This window comes from Pantoea sp. EKM21T, assembly GCF_011800405.1.
Lineage (GTDB): Bacteria > Pseudomonadota > Gammaproteobacteria > Enterobacterales > Enterobacteriaceae > Pantoea > Pantoea agglomerans.
Genome location: NZ_JAALFV010000003.1, coordinates 191,974 through 216,456, shown reverse-complemented (window position 1 = coordinate 216,456; position 24,483 = coordinate 191,974). Strand labels below are relative to the sequence as shown.

General features: G+C 55.5%; 22 protein-coding genes. 6 read left to right on the top strand and 16 right to left on the bottom strand.

Annotated features, from left to right (window positions below):
* The first annotated feature begins 3 nt into the window (after nucleotides 1-3).
* The 4 genes from HFD87_RS07325 to HFD87_RS07310 are packed head-to-tail and all read left to right on the top strand — an operon-like array spanning nucleotide 4 to nucleotide 3,776.
* Nucleotides 4-912 (top strand): carbohydrate ABC transporter permease, encoded by a 909-nt coding sequence (locus HFD87_RS07325; RefSeq protein WP_022624334.1) that lies wholly within the window; start codon nucleotides 4-6, stop codon nucleotides 910-912.
* Nucleotides 902-1,741 (top strand): carbohydrate ABC transporter permease, encoded by an 840-nt coding sequence (locus tag HFD87_RS07320; RefSeq protein ID WP_033760458.1) that lies wholly within the window; start codon nucleotides 902-904, stop codon nucleotides 1,739-1,741. The genes HFD87_RS07325 and HFD87_RS07320 overlap by 11 nt, the downstream gene beginning before the upstream one ends.
* A 2-nt stretch (nucleotides 1,742-1,743) precedes the next feature.
* A complete protein-coding gene (locus HFD87_RS07315; protein ID WP_064690787.1) occupies nucleotides 1,744-2,691 on the top strand; it encodes a carbohydrate kinase family protein in 948 nt (315 codons plus the stop codon).
* A gap of 2 nt (nucleotides 2,692-2,693) precedes the next feature.
* Complete coding sequence (locus tag HFD87_RS07310) at nucleotides 2,694-3,776, top strand: ABC transporter ATP-binding protein (protein WP_033760468.1); 1,083 nt, start codon at nucleotides 2,694-2,696, stop codon at nucleotides 3,774-3,776.
* Nucleotides 3,777-3,938: 162 nt separating this feature from the next.
* Here the strand turns inward: HFD87_RS07310 and HFD87_RS07305 are convergent, their stop codons facing one another.
* Entirely contained in the window at nucleotides 3,939-5,879 is a 1,941-nt protein-coding gene (locus HFD87_RS07305; protein ID WP_167423168.1) for a methyl-accepting chemotaxis protein, read from the bottom strand.
* 522 nt (nucleotides 5,880-6,401) lie between these two features.
* On the opposite strand from HFD87_RS07305, the gene HFD87_RS07300 reads away from it, so the two are divergent.
* Complete coding sequence (locus HFD87_RS07300; protein WP_167423167.1) at nucleotides 6,402-7,529, top strand: Fic family protein; 1,128 nt, start codon at nucleotides 6,402-6,404, stop codon at nucleotides 7,527-7,529.
* Between the two features lie 68 nt (nucleotides 7,530-7,597).
* On the opposite strand, the gene HFD87_RS07295 is transcribed toward HFD87_RS07300, so the two are convergent.
* From HFD87_RS07295 to HFD87_RS07225, 15 genes are all read right to left on the bottom strand, one after another.
* A complete protein-coding gene (locus HFD87_RS07295; RefSeq protein WP_137241102.1) occupies nucleotides 7,598-8,992 on the bottom strand; it encodes a glycoside hydrolase family 1 protein in 1,395 nt (464 codons plus the stop codon).
* Between the two features lie 12 nt (nucleotides 8,993-9,004).
* A complete protein-coding gene (bglF, locus tag HFD87_RS07290) occupies nucleotides 9,005-10,867 on the bottom strand; it encodes a PTS beta-glucoside transporter subunit IIABC (RefSeq protein ID WP_167423166.1) in 1,863 nt (620 codons plus the stop codon).
* 137 nt (nucleotides 10,868-11,004) lie between these two features.
* The gene (licT, locus tag HFD87_RS07285) at nucleotides 11,005-11,838 is read right to left on the bottom strand and encodes a BglG family transcription antiterminator LicT (RefSeq protein ID WP_010247080.1); all 834 of its coding nucleotides are present in this window, start codon (nucleotides 11,836-11,838) and stop codon (nucleotides 11,005-11,007) included.
* A gap of 615 nt (nucleotides 11,839-12,453) precedes the next feature.
* Entirely contained in the window at nucleotides 12,454-12,798 is a 345-nt protein-coding gene (locus HFD87_RS07280; protein ID WP_022624344.1) for a YebG family protein, read from the bottom strand.
* Nucleotides 12,799-12,956: 158 nt separating this feature from the next.
* Nucleotides 12,957-13,751 (bottom strand): SIR2 family protein, encoded by a 795-nt coding sequence (locus tag HFD87_RS07275; protein ID WP_010247078.1) that lies wholly within the window; start codon nucleotides 13,749-13,751, stop codon nucleotides 12,957-12,959.
* Nucleotides 13,748-14,308: a non-canonical purine NTP pyrophosphatase gene (locus HFD87_RS07270; RefSeq protein WP_010247077.1), complete on the bottom strand. Its 561-nt coding sequence runs from the start codon at nucleotides 14,306-14,308 to the stop codon at nucleotides 13,748-13,750. Before HFD87_RS07270 ends, HFD87_RS07275 begins: the two co-directional genes overlap by 4 nt.
* 156 nt (nucleotides 14,309-14,464) lie before the next feature.
* On the bottom strand, nucleotides 14,465-15,364 hold the full coding sequence (locus tag HFD87_RS07265; protein ID WP_050679335.1) for an ABC transporter substrate-binding protein: 900 nt from the start codon (nucleotides 15,362-15,364) through the stop codon (nucleotides 14,465-14,467).
* Nucleotides 15,361-16,155, bottom strand: coding sequence for an amino acid ABC transporter ATP-binding protein (locus tag HFD87_RS07260; RefSeq protein WP_010247075.1), 795 nt, complete (start codon nucleotides 16,153-16,155; stop codon nucleotides 15,361-15,363). Before HFD87_RS07260 ends, HFD87_RS07265 begins: the two co-directional genes overlap by 4 nt.
* Nucleotides 16,139-17,065: an amino acid ABC transporter permease gene (locus HFD87_RS07255; RefSeq protein WP_010247074.1), complete on the bottom strand. Its 927-nt coding sequence runs from the start codon at nucleotides 17,063-17,065 to the stop codon at nucleotides 16,139-16,141. Before HFD87_RS07255 ends, HFD87_RS07260 begins: the two co-directional genes overlap by 17 nt.
* A gap of 9 nt (nucleotides 17,066-17,074) precedes the next feature.
* On the bottom strand, nucleotides 17,075-17,593 hold the full coding sequence (locus HFD87_RS07250) for a GNAT family N-acetyltransferase (RefSeq protein WP_010247073.1): 519 nt from the start codon (nucleotides 17,591-17,593) through the stop codon (nucleotides 17,075-17,077).
* 10 nt (nucleotides 17,594-17,603) lie between these two features.
* Complete coding sequence (locus HFD87_RS07245) at nucleotides 17,604-18,545, bottom strand: ABC transporter substrate-binding protein (RefSeq protein WP_010247072.1); 942 nt, start codon at nucleotides 18,543-18,545, stop codon at nucleotides 17,604-17,606.
* Nucleotides 18,546-18,556: 11 nt separating this feature from the next.
* Nucleotides 18,557-19,870 (bottom strand): LLM class flavin-dependent oxidoreductase, encoded by a 1,314-nt coding sequence (locus tag HFD87_RS07240; RefSeq protein ID WP_167423165.1) that lies wholly within the window; start codon nucleotides 19,868-19,870, stop codon nucleotides 18,557-18,559.
* 80 nt (nucleotides 19,871-19,950) lie between these two features.
* Nucleotides 19,951-21,102, bottom strand: coding sequence for an amidohydrolase (locus HFD87_RS07235; RefSeq protein ID WP_167423164.1), 1,152 nt, complete (start codon nucleotides 21,100-21,102; stop codon nucleotides 19,951-19,953).
* 23 nt (nucleotides 21,103-21,125) lie between these two features.
* The gene (locus HFD87_RS07230; RefSeq protein WP_010247069.1) at nucleotides 21,126-22,124 is read right to left on the bottom strand and encodes an MsnO8 family LLM class oxidoreductase; all 999 of its coding nucleotides are present in this window, start codon (nucleotides 22,122-22,124) and stop codon (nucleotides 21,126-21,128) included.
* Nucleotides 22,125-22,677: 553 nt separating this feature from the next.
* On the bottom strand, nucleotides 22,678-23,412 hold the full coding sequence (locus HFD87_RS07225) for a GntR family transcriptional regulator (protein ID WP_010247068.1): 735 nt from the start codon (nucleotides 23,410-23,412) through the stop codon (nucleotides 22,678-22,680).
* 576 nt (nucleotides 23,413-23,988) lie between these two features.
* Here HFD87_RS07225 and HFD87_RS07220 point away from each other — a divergent pair.
* Nucleotides 23,989-24,438, top strand: a complete 450-nt coding sequence (locus HFD87_RS07220; protein WP_010247067.1) for a PTS sugar transporter subunit IIA — start codon at nucleotides 23,989-23,991, stop codon at nucleotides 24,436-24,438.
* The last annotated feature ends 45 nt before the right edge of the window (nucleotides 24,439-24,483 follow it).

The window sequence follows — 24,483 nt, the reverse complement described above, 5'->3', positions numbered from 1 at the left end:
ACGATGCTGAGTTTGCGTCAACGCGAACAGCGTCAGGCATGGGTGCTGCTGGCACCCATGTTGCTGGTGATGCTGCTGTTAACCGCCTGGCCTCTGCTGCGTACCATCTGGCTCAGCTTTACCGATGCTGCGCTGATTGGCAGTGGTGAAACGCCTGCCTGGATTGGGCTGGAAAACTATCTCTATGCGCTTAGCGATCCCGACTTTCGGGCGTCGATCTGGCGCACACTCTATTTCACCCTTGTGTCTGTCACCGTTGAAGGGATTATCGGCGTGCTGGTGGCGCTGCTGCTGAATCAGAAATTCATCGGGCGCAACGTTTTGCGGGTGCTGGTGATTCTGCCGTGGGCGCTGCCGACCATCGTCAACGCCATGATGTGGCGGCTCAACTTCAACCCTGATTACGGCAGCATCAACGCCCTGCTCAGCCAGCTCGGCATCATTGACGGCTATCGCAGCTGGCTGGGATCGCCGGAGGCGGCGCTCAACGCGGTGATGTTTGCGGATATCTGGAAAAACTATCCGCTGGTCACCCTGCTGGTGCTGGCGGCGCTGCAGTCGATCCCCGAGGATCTGTTTGAAGCGGCACGACTGGACGGTGCCTCCGCCTGGCGGCGTTTCCGGGCGATTACCTTCCCGGCGATTGTTGCACCGCTCGGCGTCGCGCTGGTGTTACGCACCATCGATGCCTTTAAAATCTTCGACATCATCTACGTGATGACGCGCGGCGGCCCGGTGGACAGCACCAAAACCCTGAGCTTTTTCGTTTATCAGGAGTCGTTCAGCTATCTGCGTGCCGGCAGCGGTGCCGCCTACGCGATACTGATGACCCTGATGTGCGCCCTGCTGATCACGCTCTATCTGCTGATGTTATGGCATCAGCGCCGCCGGAGTACCGCTTATGAAAACTAAACTGCGACGGGTGCTGCGTTACGGGGCTGCGCTGCTGGTCGCCGTCAGCATTCTGGCCCCGATGGGCTGGCTGTTTCTGATGAGTGTCAGTTCTGCCAGCGATCTCTCCCGCGTGCCGCTGGAGTGGCTGCCGCGTCAGTGGGATTTCAGCCGCTATCAGGGGCTGGTTTCGCTGGCACCGAATCAGCCCGGCAACGTTTTTCTGCACGCGCTGGGCAACAGTTTGCTGGTGGCGACGGTGGCCACAGCGATCTCGCTGCTGCTGGCGATACCCGCAGCGTTCAGCTTCTCACGCTACAGTGGTCGTGATGCCTGGCTTTCCGGCGCTCTGGCAATCTATATGGTGCCGCCCGTGGCGTTTGTGCTGCCGCTCTACTTTCTGCTGCAACAACTGGGGCTGCTCAACACTCGTCCCGGCCTGGTGATGGTCTACTGCTCACTGATCCTGCCGTTTCTGACCTGGATGCTGAAGAACCAGTTCGACTCACTGCCACGTGATATCGAACAGGCAGCACGGCTTGATGGCCTGCGCTTCTGGCAGGTTCTGCTGCGCATTACGCTGCCGCTGGCAAAGCCGGTGCTGGGCGCTGCCGCGCTGTTCGGCTGGCTGCTCGCCTGGGATGAGTTTTTCTACGCGCTGCTGTTCACCAGCAATATTTCGGCACAGACCCTGCCGGTCGCGATTGCCGGTTTTACCGCCGGACGCGCGACCGATGACGGACTGATCGCGGCAATCGGCATTCTGGCTTCGGTGCCGCCACTGTTTATTGCCATCTGGTTGCAGAAGACGCTGGTCAGCGGTCTCACCAGCGGCGGAAGTAAGGGATAATTATGGTCACTACCCTCACGCCCACCCTCTATGTGGTGGGCAATATAAATGTTGATTTAATCATGAGTACGCTCAGCGACTGGCCGCAGCGCGGCACGGAAGTGATGCTGCAGCACAGCGAGTTACGTCCCGGTGGGTCCGCAGGTAACTGTGCGCTGGCGCTGGAGGCGATGCAGGTGCCGCATCGGGCCATTGCCAATCAGGGCGACGATGGCTTCAGTCACTGGCTCGCCAGTCACTTTCCTCATAGCGCTGCATACTGGCCGCGCTATGCCTGTGAAACCTCGCTGACGGTAGGCGTGACCCATCCCGATAACGAACGCTCGTTTCTCAGCAATCACGGCCATATTACCGTGCTGACCGCGGACGATGTGCTGGCCCAGTTGCCGTCGCAGGCGACGTCGGGCGACATCGTACTGCTGTGCGGCACCTTTCTCTGTCTGGAACTCTATGATCACTACCCGGCACTGCTGGCCGCGCTGCAACAGCGTGGCTTCTGTGTCGCCGTGGATACCGGCTGGCCGCCTGCGGGCTGGAGCGATGCGCTTCGCTTACAGATTGGCAACTGGTTAGCGGACTGTGACTGGCTGCTGCTGAATGAGGTGGAAGCGCTGGGCTTATCGGGCGCAGAACTGCTGGATGAAAGCGGTAAACAGCTGGCAGCCCGGCTCAGTGGTCGCGGCGGCTGTGTGATTAAGTGTGGCGCAGAGGGCGCACGTCTCTGGTCTGCCGCCTCTGTGCAGTATGCTGCTGCCCAGCCGGTAACGGTGGTAGATACCATTGGAGCCGGTGACAGTTTTAATGCCGGTTTTCTTACTGCACTGCTCTATCACCAGCCATCGCACACGGCGCTGCGCTGGGGCATTGAAGTGGCATCACAGGCGATAAGCAGCTCTCCGCGCCGCTATCCCAGCTGGCAACAACTCCAACTATCAAATGAGGTGCGCTGACCATGGCCAGTGTTGAACTTGTACAGGTGGCGAAGCGCTACGGTAAACAGAGCGTGCTTCACCCGCTGGATTTAACCATTCCTGATGGCAGTTTCACTGTGCTGGTCGGCCCCTCCGGCTGCGGCAAATCAACCCTGCTGCGGCTGCTTGCCGGTCTGGATACCGTCTCTGACGGGGCGATCATGCTGGATAAAAAACAGATTAACGATCTCGATCCTGCTGACCGGGATATCGCCATGGTGTTTCAGAGCTATGCGCTCTATCCGCATCTCACCGTCGCGGAGAATCTGGCGTTTCACATGCAGGTGAAAAAGGTGAAGCGCGAGGAGCAAAAAAGCAAAATCGCCCGCATTGCCGGCATTCTCGGCATCGATCAGCTGCTGCAGCGTTATCCAAGAGCGTTGTCGGGTGGACAGCGGCAGCGCGTGGCGATGGGGCGCGCCATGGTGCGCAATCCGCAGGTGTTTCTGTTTGATGAGCCGCTTTCTAATCTTGATGCGCAGTTACGCATGGAGCTGCGGGCCGAGATTAAGTCGCTGCATCAGCGTTTCAAAACCACCATGGTCTATGTTACCCACGATCAGGTCGAGGCGATGACGCTGGCGGATCAGATTGTGGTGATGAAAGAAGGGGTCATTGTGCAACAGGGTGCACCGCTGGCGATTTATGACCGCCCGGTTAACACCTTCGTGGCGCGGTTTATCGGGTCACCGCCGATGAATCTGCTGGATGCCCGTTTCCAGACACGCGATGGGCTGCCTGGCGTCTGCTGTGGCGAGCAGTGGCTGCCGTTGCCGCGTCGCTGGCACAGTGCGGCACAGCAGCAGGCCGATCAGCCGGTCACGCTTGGCGTACGACCCCACGATCTGATTTTTGATGCCAGCGGGCAACCGGCGGCGGTCAATATTGTTGAGATCACCGGCGAATCGACCCTGCTACATCTGAACTGGCAGGGTTTCCCGCTGCATATGCAACTGACCGGCCGCAGCGATGCCGTGCCTGGCGGCACGCTGCCGGTGACCGTTAATCCGGATAAAATGCACTTGTTTGATGCCAGCAGCGGCATGCGGCTGACGGAGCAGTGATTAATCTGAAGTCAGCACTGAATGCAGGCGGCAAAACCGCTTTAAGCGATGGGAGCAAACGCCTGTAGCAAAGCATCGCGGGCCAGGGATGGCCCGCGTTGAGCCGCCACGGATGGCGCTTTTGCGTCTTTGCGTAAGGCGTATGCTCCCTGAGCCGCCTCCTTACGCCAGATGAAACTGCTCCACCGTCTGTGACAGCTGCTGCGCCTGATCCTCCAGCGAACTGGCGGCAGCCGACATCTGCTGCACCAGCGCGGCGTTCTGCTGGGTGACGCCATCCATTTCATTGACGGCAATCGTTACCTGACTGATGCCACGCGCCTGTTCGCTTGATGCTGTAACAATCTCACCGATAATCCCCTGCACCGAATTCACCGCCTGCATCATCTCCTGCATGGTTTTACCGGCATCGTTTACCAGCCGGACGCCGCTCTCGACCCGCACGCTCGACTCTTCAATCAGTGCGCCGATCTCTTTCACCGCGTTCGCGCTGCGCTGGGCCAGATTACGCACTTCAGAAGCCACCACCGCAAAACCGCGTCCCTGCTCACCGGCACGTGCAGCCTCCACCGCCGCGTTCAGCGCCAGAATATTGGTCTGGAAGGCAATGCTGTTGATCATGGTTGTAATGTCGCCGATCTTTTTCGAACTGTCATCGATCTGCGCCATGGTCTGCACCACTTCACCCACCAGCGAGGCACCACGACTGGCGATGTGGGTAGCGTTTTCAGTCAGGCTGGTCGCCTGCTGCGCGTTATCGGCATTCAGGCGAATCGTGGCGCTGATCTGCTCCATGCTGGCTGCGGTCTGCTCCAGCGCGGCGGCCTGTTGTTCGGTGCGTGACGCCAGATTGAGGTTGCCGCTGGCAATTTCGCCCGCTCCCTGGCGTACTGATTCACTGGAATCTTTAATCTGCCCGACAATCTGCCGGAGCTGGCTTTGCATGGTATCCAGGGCGAAAAAGAGGCTGCTGCGATCGCCGTTTTTCACCACAATCGCGTTATCCAGCTTGCCATCAGCGACGGCCAGCGCAATATGCGCCGCTTCAGCCGGCTCACCGCCAATCGGACGCAACACTTTACGGCTGAACAGCATGCCCAGCACCGTCCCGACCAGCAGAACGCTCACGACCATCAGGATCACCGCCCACATCAGCTGCCGGTTTGAGGCGGCCATCACCTGACTGACCGGTGCCACCACGCCGAGATACCAGGGTTTGTCGCTGTTACCTATCATCACCGGCTGCCAGGTGACTAAAGCGTCTTCACCCAGCACGGCATCAAATCGCTGGACGACTTTCGACGTAAAACCCTCTTTTTCGCCTTTCCAGGGCTTCCCGGCTTCATCTTTCACCGGCGAAGAGACCACATTCCCGCCGTTAGAAAGCAGCAGCGCATAGCCGCTTCCCTGCCAGGGTTTGATCTGATTCACTTTCTGTTGCAGTGATGCCAGTGAAATGTCAGAGGTAACGATCGCCTTTAAGGTGCCCTGATCGATAATCGCGGCGGCGACGGAGGTGAGCAACGTCGGTACGCCGTTGTAAGCATAGCTATAGGGTTCGGTGAGCGTATCTTTTTGTGATTTTTGCGGGATCAGATAGTAATCGCCCTGACCCGGTGTCAGATAGGAGAGCAGCGGATGCATCGCGTATTTTCCTGACGCGTCACGATCGACAAAAAAGGCATAACGGCCCTGCGGTGCCTGACCTGGCTGTGAAGCGAACTCGGCATCACGGCCATCAAACGCATTCTGTTCAAATATCACTGACATCGACAGATAGTCAGGGTTAGCACGCAGCGCATACTCCATCACCTTATCGGCCGCTTTGCGATCGGTAATACCAGCGTGGGGCAAGGCAATCAGACTTTGTCCAAGGTGACTCGCGACATCACGTGCATGGCTCAATTCCTGCTGTACCTGTAAGGCACGGCTCTGCGCAATCTGCTGCAGATATTGTTCGGCCAGCGCCTTCTGCTCTTTACCGGATTGCCAGCTGAGAACCCCAATCGTCACGGTAAATCCCAGCACTATCGTTAAACCACCCATGATCAGCATCTGGGCACGGGTACTCATTCTTTTCTTATGTGTTAACTGACTGACCATAGTGCTTCCCCTGAAATTTACCTGGCTCAATACCTCCTTGTAGTTATGGTGCTCCTGAGATCATCTATCGGCGGCGTTTTTTTGAACTTTAATGGCCATTTCCCCGCCGTGATGGGGGTCTCACAGCGCGTGATTACGGGAAGTTGATCGCAAAGGGATTATCGCGCTGCGAATGAACGGCCTTTTTTTGATCTGCAACAATACTGGTGCCCGCCATTACTGTCAGTTTATGTCAACAGTTGCTGTAGCCCCCTTATCGCAGTGGAGATAGAACAATGATCGGTAAATCAGGATTAGCTGTTGGGATGGTTGTCTGGCTGGCATATGTCGCCTGGATCGTTCACTACTATTCAGACACCTTTATGCAGTTCTCCCGCTAAGCAAACAGGACCTTCGGGTCCTTTTTTTTGCCTTCACTTCAGCCGGGTTGGCCTGTGAGCCAAATATTCGCTATTATCGACTCATTCTGTGAGCCGAATAACCTCCTTTATTCGGCTCATCCACCCTTAGCGTGAGCCGATTATGAGCGTTACCTGGATCTGGCAACAGCCGGACTGGCCCCATTTTCAGTGGCAGGACGCCGTGCTGTTACCGCGCCTGCGCCATCTGCAGCAGCAGCGCGGATTGCTGCTGGGCCGTGCCAGCCTGCATTCAGACAGTGAAACCCAGACGCTGGATACACTGCTCAGCAATATCCTCTCCTCTTCCGCGATTGAAGAGGAGCGGGTCAACGTGCAATCGGTCCGCTCATCGCTGGCGCGTCGGTTAGGCGTGACGGAAGAGCAGCCCTATCCGGTCTCCGATCGTTCAGAAGGCCTGGCTGCCATGATGCTCGATGCCATCAATAACCGCAGCCAGCCGCTGGCGCCTGAGCGTCTCTGTCAGTGGCATCGCTGGCTTTTCCCGGCCGATGAGTGGACGGTGCAGCGCCTGAGCGTCGGCACGCTGCGCGGCAGTGAGCCGATGCAGGTCATCTCAGGTCGCATCGATCGTCCCACGGTGCATTTTGAAGCGCCGCCGCGACAGGGACTGGAGCCGCAGCTGGCGCAGTTTATTGAGTGGTTCAACAGCAGTCAGCATGATGTGATGCTGGACCCGTTGCTGCGCGCCGCCATCTGCCACCTCTGGTTTGTCACCCTGCACCCTTTTGATGATGGTAATGGTCGTATCACGCGTGCGTTAACCGATCTGGCGCTGGCGCAGGCCGACAGTCAGAGCATCCGGCTTTATGCCATGTCACCCGCCATTCTGACGCAGCGTGCCGGTTATTACCGCATCCTTGAGCAGACGCAGAAAGGCGGCCTGGATATCACCCACTGGCTGGTGTGGTTTCTTGATATCCTGGATGAGAGTCTGCAACAGGCGATGAACGTCATCGATCGCACTCAGATGAAAGCGCGTTTCTGGCTGCGGCATCAGGGGATGGGATTGAGTCCGGAACAGGTGAAAGTGCTGAACCGGCTGCTGGATGGCGGCGAGCAGGGTTTCGAACTGGGGATCAGCGCCAGTCAGTACCAGAAGGTCGCCAAAGTGAGTAAAGCCACCGCGACCCGTCATCTGGCCGATCTGGTTGAAAAAGGCTGCCTTTACCGGCTCGAAGGCGGAGGCAGGAGTACCCGCTATCAGGTTAACACCCGCGAGAAGCCCTGAACCGGGCTGTTTTAACTGCTAACCGGGAGTACATCGCGATCGTTGTGATGTACTCCTGAGTGCGGGAATTACTCTTTAAGTGAAGCCCCGTTGGTCGCAATGACCTCTTTATACCAGTAAAAGCTTTTCTTCCGGCTGCGGGCCAGCGAACCTTCCCCGGTATCATCGCGGTCAACATAAATAAAACCGTAACGCTTAGACAATTCGGCTTTTGATGCGCTGACAAGATCGATAGGTCCCCAGCTGGTATAACCCATGACCTCCACGCCATCGTCAATGGCCTCACGCACCTGAACCAGATGATCGTTGAGGTAGCTGATGCGATAATCATCCTGCACGACGCCCGTTGCATCCGGTATGTCTTTGGCGCCCAGTCCGTTCTCAACAATAAAAAGCGGCTTCTGATAACGATCCCACAGCAGATTCAGTAAGGTCCGCAAGCCCACCGGGTCAATCTGCCAGCCCCATTCAGAACTCTGCAGGTGAGGATTTGGCACCATGCTCAGAATGTTACCCCGCATCTGCTGATTCAGTGCTTCATCGGCGGTCACGCAGCCGGACATGTAATAGCTGAAGGAGATAAAATCGACGGTTGACTGGAGTATCTGGCGATCGGCATCCGTGATATCCAGCTGAATATTATTCTCGCGAAAGAACCGCAACATATAGCCCGGATAAACACCACGGCACTGAACATCGCCAAAAAATTGCCATTTCCGGTTCTCCTGCAGCGCTTCCAGCACATCATCAGGCTTACAACTGAGTGGATAGACCAGCCCTCCCAGCAGCATATTGCCAATGCTGGCGTCCGGGTTAATCTCGCGGCAGGCTTTCACCGCCAGCGCACTGGCGACCAGTTGATGATGAATTGCCTGATACACCTCAGCTTTGCTGCTGGTTTCCGGCAGACCCACACCGGTCATCGGCGCGTGAAGCGACATGTTAATTTCGTTAAAGGTCAGCCAGAGTCTGACTTTCTTCCTGTAGCGGGCAAACACCGTGCGGGCATAATGCTCAAAGAAGCCAATCACCTGACGGTTACCCCAGCCACCATACTGCTTCACCAGGTGCCAGGGCATCTCATAATGTGACAACGTAACAAGTGGAGTAATGTGATGTGCGGCAAGCTCATCGAATAACCGGTCATAAAAGGCCAGACCGGCCTCGTTAGGTTGTTGCTCGTCACCGTTCGGAAAGATGCGCGTCCATGCGATTGAAACCCGCAGACAGCTGAACCCCATCTCTGCAAACAGCCTGATATCGTCCGGATAGCGGTGGTAAAAGTCGATCGCGATGTCTTTGAGGCTTTGGCTGCCCTCAACGCGCTCCGATACCGGGCCAAAAATTCCCTGTGGCTGAACGTCAGAGGTTGAGAGGCCTTTGCCCTCTTCCCGCCATGCGCCTTCAACCTGATTAGCGGCAACAGCACCGCCCCATAAAAATGAATCCGGGAAAGTTTTCATCCTGTTCTCCTTTTATTGACGAGTGACGCTGAGTAAAGGCGTACCTGCAGTGACCGCGGTCCCTGCAACAGTCATCACCTCAGGATACTCATCGCTGTTAGTGATAATGATCGGTGTTGCCAGGTCATATCCGGCATCGAGAATGGCCTGACGATCGAACTCCAGCAGCAGATCGCCGGCCCTGAACGCGTCGCCCACTTTTACATGTGCCGTGAAAGGTTTGCCGTCGAGCCTGACGGTATCGATACCCACATGGATCAACAGCTCAATCCCGCTGTGACTCAGCAGCCCTATGGCGTGTCGGGTCTGAAACAGGGAGGCCACCTCACCCGCAAAAGGCGCAATCACTTTGTTGTCGGAAGGGATGATGGCCACACCCTGTCCCAGCAGGCCACTGGCGAAGGTTGGATCGGGAATCTGACCAAGCCCCAGAACGGTGCCCGTCATCGGTGACAGAATGTCATCTTCGCCAGGGGTAATCGGGAGCGCTGCGTCTGGCGCCGTGTTTCGGGGCATGCCCGCTACCAGCGTCATGCCGCAACCCAGTGTCAGCGCGAGTAGCGTCCCGGCAATACCGCCCCATAACGTGGAATCCACACCGCCAGGTGGGATCATCTGTGCGATGGTAAAGATGTTGGCAAAACCAAATGAATAAACGTGGGTGCTGCTGAGGCCGACAATGGCACCGCCAATAGCGCCCGCCACGCAGCCAAAGATAAAGGGACGGCGCAGCGGCAGATTAACGCCATAGACAGCCGGTTCAGTGATACCAAAGATCCCTGCGGTCACGGATGAACCCGCCAGCATCTTCTGTCGTGCATCCCGACTGCGCAGAAACACCCCCAGCGCCGCGCCAACCTGGCCCATGACAGCAGGCAACAGCATGGGCAGCATTGAGTCATGCCCCAGTACGGCAAGATTGTTGATCATCAGTGGCACCAGTCCCCAGTGCAAACCAAAAATCACACAGACCTGCCACAACGCGCCCAGGGCGGCACCAGCCAGCCAGGGTGCCAGCGCATAAATCCACTGGTAACCGTTCGCCAGTATCTGACTTAAGCCTGTGGCCAGTGGGCCAATCACCAAGAAGGTCAGCGGCACGGTGACGCTCAGACAGATCAGTGGCGCAAAGAAGTTTTTCATGGAGGCGGGAAGTCGCCGGCTGCTCTGTTTTTCCAGCCAGCAACTTACCCAGGCAGCGAGAATAATCGGGATAACCGACGCACTGTAATTAAACCAGGTTACAGGGATGCCGAGAAACGCGTCCGTCATTTCACCTGACTGCTGGCTGGCATTAAAAGCTGCAATCATCGTCGGGTGGGTCAGCGCCCCACCAATCACCATGGTAATAAAGGGATTGCCGCCAAATTTCTTCCCGGCGGTGTAGCCCAGCACCAGAGGAAAGAAGAAAAACAGGGCATCACTGGCTGCAAACCAGATTTTATACGTTCCACTTTCAACAGAAAGCCAGCCACAGACCACGGCCAGCGCCAGTAAACCTTTTAGGATCCCGGAGGCGGCGAGAATGCCGATAAACGGGGTAAAAATGCCTGATACAATGTCGATCAGATGATTGAAAACATTACCCCCGGTCTTTTCCCCTTCTGTTGCTGCAGAAAGCTCATCAGCCAGGCCCGCTTCACTACGCACTGCCTGCCAGACATCATGAACGTGGTTGCCAATCACCACCTGAAACTGCCCGCCGCTTTCAACGACCATAATAACGCCCGGATTTTTCTTCAGTCCTTCAGCGTCGGCTTTATGGTTATCTTTCAGTTTGAAGCGTAACCGGGTGGCACAATGAACCAGACTTACGATGTTCTCCCGGCCACCAATATGGCTGAGGATATCTTGTGCCAGCGTGTGATATTCCATCTCGATTTCCTTACAACCGATGCCTGCGGACATCAGTTAACTGAGCCAAAAATGAAAAAAACCTGAGAACGTCCTCCTTTCAGAGGCCGCGCTCAGGTTTTGCCTGCGTAAAGCAGTAACAATCCGGTTTATGGAGCTTATTGCCCCTCTTTTCTCACCCGTTCGATGTTAATGGCGAGAAACATGATCTCTTCTGCGGTCAGATCACGCTGATAGCTTTGTTGCAGATGCTGCGCGATTTTCACCGCACATTTCCAGGCTTTGGGATAGTTATCTTTTACTGCTGTATGCAGCGATACATCGTCATCGTCCACCACGGTACGCGTCAGCATCCGCTGAGCAAAAAACTTCAGATGAGTGACAAAACGCTGGTAACTCAGCGACGATTCGATGTACTCCAGCTGCAGTTGATACTTCACCAGTTGCAGAATCTCCTGCATAACCCGGGTGACATGCATCACTTCCGGCATTTCATTATTGAGCTGCGCCGTCACCAGATGTAGCGCGATAAATCCGGCTTCATCCTCCGCCAGTTCGACATTCAGACGACGTGAAATGATAGCCCTGGCCTCCTGACCCAGTTCGAACTCTTTGGGGTAGAGGCGTTTGATATCCCATAGCAACACATTTTTAATTGCCAGACCTTTTTTCTGCCTTTCAATGGCAAAGTAGCAGTGGTCGGTCAACGTGATATACAAGCTCTCCTGCAATGTCCCCAGACGTTGTGTTGCCAGATCAATAATGCGGTCGCAGGTGGTCATCACTTCTGGAGGGATCTGGTGTAACAACTCCTCCAGACGACGTACCAGCAGATCACTTTGCAGCGCAAATACCTTCTCAATGTGCGCAGCGTTGAGACTGTCACCGATGCGCTTCTGGAAAGCCAGTCCACGCCCCATCACGACCTGTTCGCGTCCCTGCTCATCCTGAACCATCACCACGTTGTTATTAAGAATTTTGGCGATTTTCATCGGAACCCCAGAAACAAAAAAACCTGACATCCGACAGAGGCCAGAAGTCAGGTTTTGCCTGCCTAAGCAGTAACAATCCAGTTCGGGAACTCTATCAGTTTTAGTCGTGACCTCAATCTGTCAGGGCAAAAAGCGTGACAGCGATCGAAATCCTCTTATTAACTTAAAAAGTGACTACCGTGTTGAGTTCAGTCACCCAGGCATCCTGCGTGTGGCGATACCCGCAGGACGAGACCAGTATTAAAGCCCAGGGTGCGGTTCCGGGCAGCAAAAGGGGTATGACGCTCAGTGGAATGGAAACTCACGTTATGGGAGGAAGATAGTCATGCGAGGAAGGTCGTCTGAAAAATCGACTAATGGACTGCAGCGTTCATTAACTGCCATTTAGCGATTAAAAACACACCGCTTTGAACGCTTTTGTCACTGATCACAATATTTTGATTTATCGGACGAAAAGTTTTTAACGTGTGAAATCGTTCCGTTGAGCGTCAGAGCCCGTTATGCAGGGTAAAAGAGTGGAAGGAAGACTATCTGTAAAAAAGTTAGCAGGAGAACAGCTCAAACCGCTATTCAGAAACAGCAACGCCGGAAGGTTCGCTTCCGGCGCTGTTGAGATTACGCGGCTTTAACGGCGCGCACTTTCTTTGCAGCAGGCTCTTCCTGCGGCTCATCCGCGCTATCGTCTGAGACAGCTTCTGGCTGAGAGACGGGTGCTGCTGCCGCTTCCGGCAGTTTGCTGGTGCGCAGAATATGCTGAACCGCATCTTTTTGCTCTGCAATCAGCAGGCCCAGCGTTTCTGCCTGAGATTCATCCAGTGCAGGTTGATGCTGTAACAGCCAGTCGGTGAAGGCTTCGGCCATATCGAGCATTTTGTCGTAGGCATCGGCCTCTTTCTTATTGGCAAACGTCATCTTCTCTTCACCCTTTCTGACTACTACAAATTTTGTTTCAACAGCCATCTTTTCGCCCTCAGGTACTGTGTATACATACAGTATATCATGCCGATCCTGCTTTGCCAGCAGAGAATAGAGTTTATCGGTTGTGCACGGGCTAACCTTAACCTGGCACAGGCTTTTTTCATTTTTCCTGACGCATTCTCCGCCGCGAGGGCCGGCGGCTACACCAGCAGCTCTTCAAGAAACATCGCCAATGCCTTACGGGGATCGTCCTCTTCCGAGACGATCACCTCAATCCCCCACTGCCCCAGCACCTCTTTGGCCACCGGGTTGTTCCGGTTAGTGAACAGGTACGATTTTGGCCGGGCGGTTGCCAGCCCGGTGCGGCCCCACATCTTGGTCAGACGGTAAAACAGCAGGCGAATATTGAAATCACTTATGCTGTAGCCGACAAACAGCACTGAGTTGCCCATCACATCGTGAGTCAGTTTGATGTCGAGCGGCGAATCAAAATAGAGGCGTTCAAAATAGCTGCTCTCATCGAGCACGATTGAGGTGTCATCATCAAAATCACCGTGCAGCTTGATGATGTGACGCTTATCTTCGGTGAGAGAAACCAGGTCCGCGGCGTTTGCCACTTTATAATAGGGTACGCCGTGCGCTTCATGCGCCGCTTCCAGCCAGCGATCGTAATTGGTGGTGTAGATACGCGAAAAGTTACCCTGGGTAATCATGGTATGAATTTCAGAAGAGCGGACATCAATATCGGGGCGATGCCATTCGCGATCCATCCAGCTGCGCAGCGGGCCAAGCGAACCTTTTTTCTGTTTGTAATACTCCGCCAGCGACAGGTGCGTGCCATAGGTATTGAAGATTTTTGGATCGTAACCCAGCTCATTAGCAAGATGCGCAATCAGTTCATGCCACTCGGGCAGGCCAAAATTGCGCGAAATACCGGCACCGGCAAACAGAATCAGTTTGCCGGAATCATAGGCGCGTTTGAGTTCAGGTTTCATGCCATGCCCCGCGAGGTTTTTAAAAAGGTGGCGAAGCGATCCAGCGCGATGCGCCGCATCGAGATCTCATTCTTGAGTTCGCCCATTTCAGCAAACGTCTGCTCATAGCCTTCGGGAATAAAGACGCAGTCCCACTGAAAGCCGCGCGTTCCGGCAGGTTTCGCGGCGATAGTGCCGCGCAGTTCACCCGAAAACTGGTACATTTTGCGGCCATCGCAGTAGCCCAGCACCGTTTTGGCCGTCACGGCCTGGCTGTCGAGCCCCTGTACCAGCGCGGTAAAGCGCTCAGCGTCCAGGCGGTTCCAGAAGATGCGGGTCAGACCGGCGGGCAGGCCATTGAGGCCATCCAGATAGAGGCCGGTATGCTCCACAAACAGCGGTCGCCCAATCAGCGAAAAGGCTTTGGTCAGTTTGTCGCGCACCAGGTCGAGTTCGTTTTCAGTCTGAATTTCTTCGATGCGACGGGCGATGGGCAGAACTTCGACCCCGACAGGTTCGAGTATTTTGCGCACCTCCGCCAGCTTTTGCTCATTGGCAGAAAGGAATCTGATTTTCATGGGGCTTCCAGGTCAATTACTCCGCCACGCAGTGAGGATTTTACGGAAACAGGCGGGCAGGATAAATCACTAACGCTGGAGAGTGTAGTTCAATTCTGTGCTCATCAGGTTGAAGTGCGCAGAACCGGCCGCAGCAGGCGAGCCGGTTCTGCAGACTCAGTAAACAATGCCGGGTGGATTCACCGTGGACTGAGTGATGGCCTCATCCTGTTCGCCCCAGCGTGCCAGCACCTGCTGATACTGCCCGCCTGCGATGGTGCCATCCAGCGCAGCCTGCAGCGCGGGTGCCAGGCCATTGCCCTTTTTGGTGGTCACGGCTACCCAGGCGCGAAACGGTCCGCTGCCAACCAGCTTTGTCTGTCCGCGTGACGCCACTTTCCAGGCCGCCATCGAGTGAGGGCCAAACATCGCATCTGCCCGTCCCGACAGTAGCGTCAGCGTCGCGGAGGCATCATCAGTCAGGTAAATCGGCGTTACCGCAGGCAAACCTTTAGCCCGGTTCTGCTCATCCCAGCTCAGTAAAATACGCTCCTGATTGGTGCCCGAGGCGACGATAATCCGCTTACCGGCAATATCCGCCGGACTATTAATCTTGCTGATATGACTGTCGCTTTTCACCGCAAAAGCGTGGTTGTCGGCGCGATACGTCGCAAAATCGAACTTCTTCTTGCGCTCTTCGGTCACGGCAATATTGAACATCGCAACATCATAGCGTCCGGCGCTGATGCCCAGCGGCCAGTCCTCCCAGGAAGCCGGAACCAGCCTGAGTTTCAGCCCCAGGCTATCAGCAAGGAGTCGGGCGATATCGGGATCGCTGCCGATCCGCGTGACGTTATCAGACGCCAGCAGCGACAGCGGCGGCGAGTTGGTCGCTGAGGTAGCGACCGTCAGGGTGCCCGGTTCGATAAAACGGTAATTGGCCGGAATTTTACCAATAGCCTGCGGATTGGCCGGGGCATGAATCGGCGTCTCGTTTTGCAGGACATCGAGCTTCTCAGCCGCAGAACAGGCCAGCGCCGGAAGCAGCGTCAGAACCGTTAACGTTAATGCCCTCATAACACGCGCGCCAGAAAGCGTCGGGTGCGCTCATGACGCGGATTATTGAGCACCTGGGTGGTGCTGCCCTGCTCCACAATCCGGCCATCCACCATAAAGACCACGTTGTCCGCCACTTCACGGGCAAAGCCGATCTCATGCGTCACAATCACCAGCGTAGTGCCGGAACGCGCCAGCTTTTTAATTACATCCAGCACTTCGCCCACCAGTTCAGGATCCAGCGCCGAGGTTGGCTCATCGAACAACATGACCCGTGGATTGAGCATCAGCGCACGCGCAATCGCGATGCGCTGTTGCTGCCCGCCCGAAAGGTGACGCGGCCACGCATCGGCTTTATGCCGCAGGCCCACAATATCCAGCAGTTCGCCTGCACGCTGTATCGCTTCCGGTTTCGTTAACTGACGATGGGCAATCGGCGCTTCAATCAGGTTATCCAGCACGCTGAGGTGTGGGAACAGATTGAAGTTCTGGAACACGTAGCCGACGTTGATGCGCTGGCGCAGAATCGCCTTCTCTTTCAGTTCATACAGCTTATTGCCGCGCTGCTGATAGCCGATGTAGTCGCCATCAATCTGAATAAATCCTTCGTCGACCCGCTCCAGATGATTGATGGTGCGCAGCAGCGTGGATTTACCGGAGCCGGACGGCCCGAGGATCACCGTGACGGACCCCGGTGCCAGTGACAGCGATACATCATCCAGCGCTTTATGTTTACCAAATCGTTTACTGACGCCGGTGATGCTGATGGCACCGGTAGTGTGTGAGGTGCGGTAATCAATGGCTTCGGACATGGCTGATCTCCTCGGTCGGATGAAGTGGCGTGACGCGGTTGCGCCATTGTCGCCAGCGCGACGGTTGCGGTTCACGGGTGACGCTGCGGGCCATCCAGCGTTCGGCGTTGTACTGAATCACGGACAACACGGTGGTGATAATCAGATACCAGGCAGCACCGACCATCAGCAGTGGGATCACTTCCTGATTGCGGTTGTAGATCATCTGGATGGTGTAGAACAGCTCCGGCATCGCCAGCACATAAACCACGGATGTGCCTTTCGCCAGACTGATGATCTCGTTGAACGCGGTGGGGATAATGGCGCGCAGCGCCTGCGGCAGAATGATGCGGAAGGTGCGGCGTGTGGCGGAGAGACCCAGCGCGGACGCGGCCTCTACCTGACCGTGATCGACGCCGAGGATCCCGCCGCGAATAATTTCCGCGCTGTAGGCCGCCTGCACCAGCGTCAGACCGATAACGGCTGCCTGAAACTGCCCCAGCACGTTAATCGTCTGATATGCCCCCCAGGAGAGGCCGGTAAACGGAATGCCGACAGACAGGGTGTCGTAGAGATAGGAGAAGTTATAAAGAATGATCAGCACCACAATCAGCGGCAGTGACCTGAACAGCCAGATATAACCCCATGCCAGCGTGCTCAGCAGCCAGGATGAGGAGAGACGTGCCAGCGCCAGCAGACCACCCAGAAACAGACTGAATATTGTACCCAGCAGCGTCAGCAGCAGCGTCTGACCCAGACCGTGCAGGATCACCGGGTCAAAGAACCAGCGGGCAAACACGCTCCATTCCCAGCGCGGATTAAAGGCCACTGACTGCACCACGCCTGCCAGAATAAACAGCGCAACGATAGCCCCTGCCGTGCGTGCCGGGTAGCGTGCCGGCACCACCTGCAGATGTTGATGTTTGCTCATGGTCACTCCTTAACTCGCCGCGGCGACGTTATAGACGCCGATCACTTTGATAAAACGCAGTCGTCCGTCGTGCGGCGGCTGGCCATAACGCTCCAGATCCCCGCTGAGATCGAACTGTGGCTGATAACCGTGACCGGTATAGAGCCGCACCGCCTCCGGCTGACGGAAGCCGGTGGTGAGAAACAGCCGCTGATAGCCCGCCTGTAAGGCGCGACGCTCCAGTTCCTGTAACACCACCAGCGCCAGCCCCTGACGCCGCAGATCGCTGCGGGTCCAGATGCGCTTCAGCTCGGCGGTCTGCGGGTCATAGGGTTTATAAGCGCCCATCGCGATGATCTCGCCGTCACGCTCCAGTACGATAAACAGCCCCTGCGGCGGCAGATACCATTCGGTCAGCTCCTGTTCCAGCTCGTTACGACGGGAAAAATAGTCGCCATAGCGTGCGGAATATTCGCCAAACAGGCCGCCCAGGATCGGTTGCAATTCCGGCGCGTCGGGTGAAACTTCGCGAAAAGTGGATTCACTCATGGTCAGCTCCTTAGTCGCCCAGCCCGGCGGGATTGATTTCGGAACGATCTATCTTCTCAACACCTTCACCCCAGCGGTTCAGCACCTTCTGATAGTCACCGTTGCCGATCACACCGTTCAGCGCGGTGCTGATCGGTTCCGCCAGACCGCTGCCTTTCTTCACGGTAACGGCAATGTGCGCCGCTTTGGGCCAGCCGCCATCGACGCTGCCGACGAGACGGGTTTTGCCGGTCAGTGCCGCTTTCCAGGCACCAATCACATTGGGACCAAAGTAGGCATCAGCCCGGCCAGCCTGAAGAGCCAGCGTCTGAGCGGCATCATCTTTGGTATAAACCGGCGTAAAGGCTTTCAGTCCCTTTGCCTGATTCTCTTTATCCCACGCCAGCAGAATCGCCTCCTGATTGGTGCCGGATCCCACAATGATCCTCAGCCCGGCAATATCTTCTGCTTTGGTCAGTGACTTTATCGGGCTGCTGGTTTTGACATAAAAGCCCAGTGAATCTTTGCGGTAGGTGGCGAAGTCGAACTTCTCTTTACGATCTTTGGTCACGGTAATGTTGGAGATCGCCGCGTCATATTTGCCCGAGGCCACGCCCAGCGGCCAGTCTTCCCAGGACGCTGGCACCACGTTGAGTTTTAATCCCAGGCTGTCAGCCACCAGCCGGGCAATATCCACTTCGCTGCCAAGCAGGGTTTTGTTGTCATCGGAAAACACCGTTAACGGCGGGGAGTTCAGCGCTGCGACTGCCACGGTAAAGGAACCCGGCACCACAAAACGATGACCCGCAGGCAGTTGCGCGATCGCCTCCGGATTCTTCACGGTATTGATCGGCGCTTTGTTAGCTTCAAGGCTGACGCGCTGGCCGTTATAGGAGACGCTGGTATCTTCAGCCAGCGCATGGCTACTGGCCGCCAGAATAAGCAGGGCGATAAGACGCGATGTTTTGTTCATGGCTTGTGCTCTTATTGTGAGGTGAACTGATTAACGGGTTGTTTCAGGGCGAAGCTGTCACGAAGCGTGCTGCCCGGATAGTCGCGGCGCGTCAGGCCGCGAGCCTGCAAAATCGGCACCACGCGGTCGACAAAACGTTCAAAGGTATCGGGCGTGCCGCCATTAATGATGAAGCCGTCAGTAGCCTGGGTTTCAAACCAGAGCTGCAGGCCATCCGCCACCTCTTCCGGCGTGCCGTGAAACAGCGGGCGTGGTGTTGCCGCTTCCAGCGCGGCCTGGCGCAGGGTATGCCCATGCTGCTGTGCTTTGCGTTTGATCTCGTCGGTGGTGCTGCGGAAGCTGTTCTGACCGATGTCACCGATATCCGGGAACGGCTGATCCAGCGGATACTGTGAGAAGTCGTGATGGTCGAAGAAACGCCCGAGGTAGTTAAGCGCATCGGTAATCGACACCAGCGCCGCCGTGGTCTGATACTGGCGCTCCACGTCCTCTGCATCATCGCCAACAATTACACTGACACCCTGGAAGATGTGCAAATCGTCTGGCTGACGGCCATTCGCCACCAGTTGCTGTTTCACATCCTGGTAAAATGCCTGCGCCTCTTCACGCGTCGGCTGATGGGTGAAGATGGCGTCAGCATGACGCGCCGCCAGTTTTTTACCGTCGTCGGACGCGCCCGCCTGGAAGACAATCGGACGACCCTGCGGCGTGCGGGCGATGTTCAGCGGCCCCTGTACCTGGAAGAAATCACCGTGATGATCGAGCGTGTGCAGCTTCGCCGGATCGAAAAATTGTCCGCTGGCCTTATCACGCACAAAAGCATCCTGCTCCCACGAATCCCACAATCCTTTCACCACCTGCAGATACTCATCGGCAATGCGGTAACGCAATGCGTGCTCCGGGTGCTGCTGACGCGAGAAGTTTTTGGCCGAGCCTTCCAGCGGTGACGTCACCACGTTCCAGCCTGCACGCCCGCCGCTGAGATGATCAAGGCTGGCAAACTGACGCGCCACGGTGAACGGCTCGCTGTAAGAGGTCGATACCGTGCCGACCAGCCCCAGATGTTCAGTGACGCCCGCCAGCGCCGAGAGCAGCGTCAGCGGCTCAAAGCGATTCAGAAAGTGCGGGATCGACTTTTCGTTAATAAACAACCCGTCGGCGACAAACAGAAAATCGAGTTTGCCCTGCTCCGCCTTGCGGGCGATTTTTTTGGCGTAATCCAGATTAATACTGGCATCGGCCTGCGCCGCCGGATGGCGCCAGGCAGACATGTTTCCCGATGCGCCATGCAGAATGGTACCCAGCCGAAGTTGTCTTGTGGTCATGATGCTCTCTCTTTTTTAGTCGTAGCGATGCCCGACGACGGTGGTCAGAACCATCGTGCTGTAGCGGGTTGCAGATGAATTCAGTTCAGAATGGCTTCCCGACATCGCGCGTTAAGATGTTGCAGCGCCTGGCGAGCCAGTCGGGCGAAGTAGTCGGCGGCGGGCGCAATCAGCGCCTCATCCGGGGTAAAGCTGGCATGGTGCAGACCAAAGTCACTGGCGCTGCCGATGCTGACAAACGCCCCCGGCACCTGTTGCAGATAGAAGGCAAAATCCTCACCCAGCAGATGGAGATCGGCGGTCTGCACCCGATAGCCCGCCTGCTGCGCCACTTCGCTGCTGAAGGTCGCCCAGTGCGCATCGTTGATCAGCACTGGCGGGCCAGGATGCCAGCTGAGGGTTGCCTGCGCGCCATTGGCGTCGGCGAAGTGCTCAACCAGCGTGCGCACCCGCTGTTCCAGTTCGGCGCGCACCTGTAAATCGTGGGTTCGGGCCGTGCCGCCAAACTCAACGCCGCCGGGTAATACATTCCAGCTTTTGCCGCCGTCGATGCGGGTAATGCTCAGTACCAGACTGTCCAGGGCACTGAAGCTGCGGCTGGTGAGTCCCTGTAACGCCTGGATAATCTGGCTGGCCGTCACAATGCTGTCGACACCCTGCTCCGGATACGCGGCATGTGCGCCTTTGCCGGTGACGCGGATAATAAATTTGTCAGCATTCGCGTAGAACGCCCCGCTGCGGGTGGCAAAGGTGCCGACGGGCAGCGAAGGCTCGTTGTGCATTCCGAAGATAGCCTGCACCTCATCCAGTACCCCCGCCTCAATGAACTGATGCGCACCGCGCGCTATCTCTTCAGCGGGCTGGAACAGGATGCGCACCCGGCCAGCTAACCGATCGGCTTGTGAATTGAGCTTTAAGGCCGCACCCAGCATCACCGCGCTGTGCAGGTCATGACCGCAGGCGTGCATCACGCCAGGATGGCGGGAGTGAAAACGCACCCCGCTCGCCTCATGGATCGGCAGCGCATCGATGTCGGCGCGCAGCGCGATCACCGTCTCTCCGCTGCCAATTTCTGCCACCAGGCCGGTTTCCAGTGGATAGTCCAGCAGCCGGATGCCCGCCGCCTGCAACCAGCCCCGCAGTCGCGCGGTGGTGGCAAATTCCTGACCCGACAGCTCCGGCCAGGTGTGCAGTTCGCGTCGCCATTCAATCAGTTGTGACTCAGGGTTCATGATGACTCTCCACTGACGGGGATTCAGGCTGCGACCAGATGATGCGTGGCCAGCAGTTCAAGTGACTGCAGACGTGCAACCGGCTCAGTAATCGGCGTGTCGATAACAAACTCATCAATGTCAAAATTATGATGCAGCGCGTCCAGCTGGGCATGAACCTGCGCCGCCGTGCCTTTCAGAAGTGACGGCGTGCGCGGCTCAATCTGATAATCGCGGTATCCACCCTGACGCACATAGCGCTCCGCCTGTTCCAGACTGGCGACGTTGACGCTGGGGCCATCTTTCACCGCTACATGGTAGTGACGAAGATTGGCTACCAGCAGGTCAGCCCCGGCGGGTGAGTCGGCCACCACCACCTGCACGGCCACCAGGGCGCGCTGACCCTGGCTCAGGCGGGAGTAGGTACTCAGCGCATGCTCCAGCAACTGGCGGTCGCCATTAAGGTGAGCGGCAAAGACAAACTGCCAGTCCAGACTGGCGGCCAGCCGGGCGCTCTCTTCACTGGCACCCAGCAGAAAACGGTTCGCCGGACGTGACGGCAGTGGCGTGGCGGCTAAACCCTCATCGTCAGGATCAGCCTGACCGGGCTTCAGCCAGCTATCCAGCAGCTGAAGCTGTTCGGCAAAGCTCCCTTTTTTAGCGGCATCAACACCCTGTTGCAGCGCATGGGTGGAGAGTGGAAGTCCGCCCGGCGCTTTGCCCACGCCGAGGTCAATACGGCCCGGTGCCAGCGAAGCGAGCAGATTAAAGTTCTCTGCCACTTTATAAGGGCTGTAGTGCTGCAACATCACGCCGCCCGATCCGACGCGAATATGTCGTGTCTGGGCAATGATCCAGGCAATCAATACCTCAGGTGAAGGACTGGCCAGCTGCGCGGTGTTGTGATGTTCCGCCAGCCAGAAGCGGTGATAACCCCACTCCTCTGCCCGCTGCGCCATCTGCAGCGTGCGCTGCAGCGCCGCGGTGGGTGATTCACCCTGCAGCACGGGCGCTTTATCTAACAGACTTAATCGATATGCCATTCACCTGGTCCTTGTTTATTCCGGTTGCAGACCAGTGTGCTGCGCAGTCGATCATTGGTAAAACATCATATTGTTTTATGCATTATTGATTTCGTCATAATGGAGAACAGTGAGAAGTGAAAGAGGGAAAACGGGCTCTGAAACAGGGAATCAGGCAGATATTTTGCGTATAACGCTATTCGTTGCCTGATATTAAGGTGAGTAAAATCGGCGAACTGGCAAAGGTTTGCAGAAAATCGTCTTACGTATTGAAAGATGACAGCTGTTGTTAGCCGCGACTGCAGGAATTCAGACAGCCTGAATTCATGGCATTGAAATACATTCTTCACAGGATGTTGAAGCACGGGTCGCCAGATAGATAAATAAGCATATGAAGAATGCAATTGAGTCAGAGATAACTCATTGCAACTGCCAGATGATTTACAGGACCTTATACATTATCCGGAATTAAGATCCTCTACTGTAATGAGAGGTGTAAACCGGGCACGAATCTGTCTGATAGGGTCATATCTGGGCACAGCAAAGCATTGAGCCCAGAAACAAGATTATTTTTCTAAGGCCGTTGCGAATTTTGTTTCAACGGGAAGAATCGGGTGTTGATAAGCGCCACATTCACTTCACAGGGAACGCCGTCGTCGAGATAAACGGTTTCATTAAGCTGAATGACAGCATCCCCTTCAGCTAAATTAAGCAGAGTAAGCGACTGTGTATCCGTAAGATTGACGGCCGTTAAATGCTGGTCCCTTAGCTGCACTTTCTTACCGGTAACTTCTTCAATGTAGGCATATTTTGACAGTTCCAGCTTGCTGAACTCCATGCTGCTAAACATATTAACCGGCAGGTGAATATGTTCCAGAGCCACCGGGATGTCATCGAAACACATCAGGCGTAAAATTTTATAGATCTGATCGCTGTTTTTAATACGCAGCGCCTGAGCGATATCAGCAGAAGGAACCTTGATAATGCTAACCGATATGATTTTTCTTACACCTTTATGGCCATTTCTTTGCGCCTGGTAATCAAAAGGTGAAAGCACATGATATCGGTTCGCCTGGCTACTCATCTCCGTAGAACCGACAAAAATACCCGACCCTTTAACCCGGTAAATTCTCTGCTGCTCCACCAGAATGCGTGTGGCTTCACGCACCGTTGCGCGAGTAATACCGATGCTTTTGGCAATTGATATTTCGGTATCCAGTTTCTCTCCGGGTCGAAGGCCATCATCCTTAATTTTATTGAGGATGTAATCAACAACCTCTTTTTGTTTTTCAGTAATGCCATCAACCATTGGCTTTCTTCCCGTTTGAGTGAAGGACAGACTCCCTCTAATCCGTGTCAGTACAGTTCTGCCTGACATTGCCGGATGAGTACCACTTCCGCTAGCTGAATATGTGATCAACTTATCAAATTGGCACTGATGTTAAGCCTGATAAGCAATATTTTAACTTTACATGTTGTGTCCGTACACGTCGAAGGACATCATCAGGATGACTAGACACCTTTAACATGTACAGATGTGATGACCGTTGTGAAATATAACCCCATCTGAACAATGAGAAAATATTTTTTTAATAACTCCATGAAAATCATGAATTTTAAGGATGTTGCCTCCTTTTACTACATTCGATTTTTGTCTCGCTCTGCTGACAGAAAGTTTATCTAAAAAAGTGATAACGGGGGTTTTGAGGGAAACTGACTGTACATACTCAGGAATTTATGAAAAATCGGAATGCATAACAGGCCCTGTTCCGGTTGAGAACATTTTATATGAGATGGGTTATGCGCAACCGGGAGCAGGCAAACGCCACACGGTTTATGCGTTTAGTTAAATTTTATTGCGCATTTAAACAGGAGGAGTAAGACGATGTCACACCTGGCTAAGTGGTTAAATAACGAGAAAATCCAGTACGTCGAAAGCGTGACTGACTGGCAGGAAGCGTTAGTTATTGCGGGACGTCCTCTGCTCAGTGAGGGCGCAATATCGCAGGATTATATTGATGCGATTATTCAGCAAAAAGAGGAGATCGGCCCCTTTTTTGTCATCGCGCCCCAGATTGCCATGCCCCACGCACGCCCGGAACAAGGCGCACACAAACTGGGGTTGTCGATTGTGCTGCTGGGTACAGCAGTGAAATTTGACTCCGAAGAAAACGATCCGGTGAAGGCTATTTTCATGTTTGCCGCACCGGACAGTAATAGCCATATCGAAATGATCTCCCAGCTGGCGGAAGTGCTGTCCGATGAAGAGATCATGGCGCAGATATTCAATGCGAGCAGCAAAGAAGCGCTCATGACGATTTTATCAGGCGTTTAGTCTGCCCGTTGAAACGCGACTTTTAATCATTAGTTAATGAGGTTT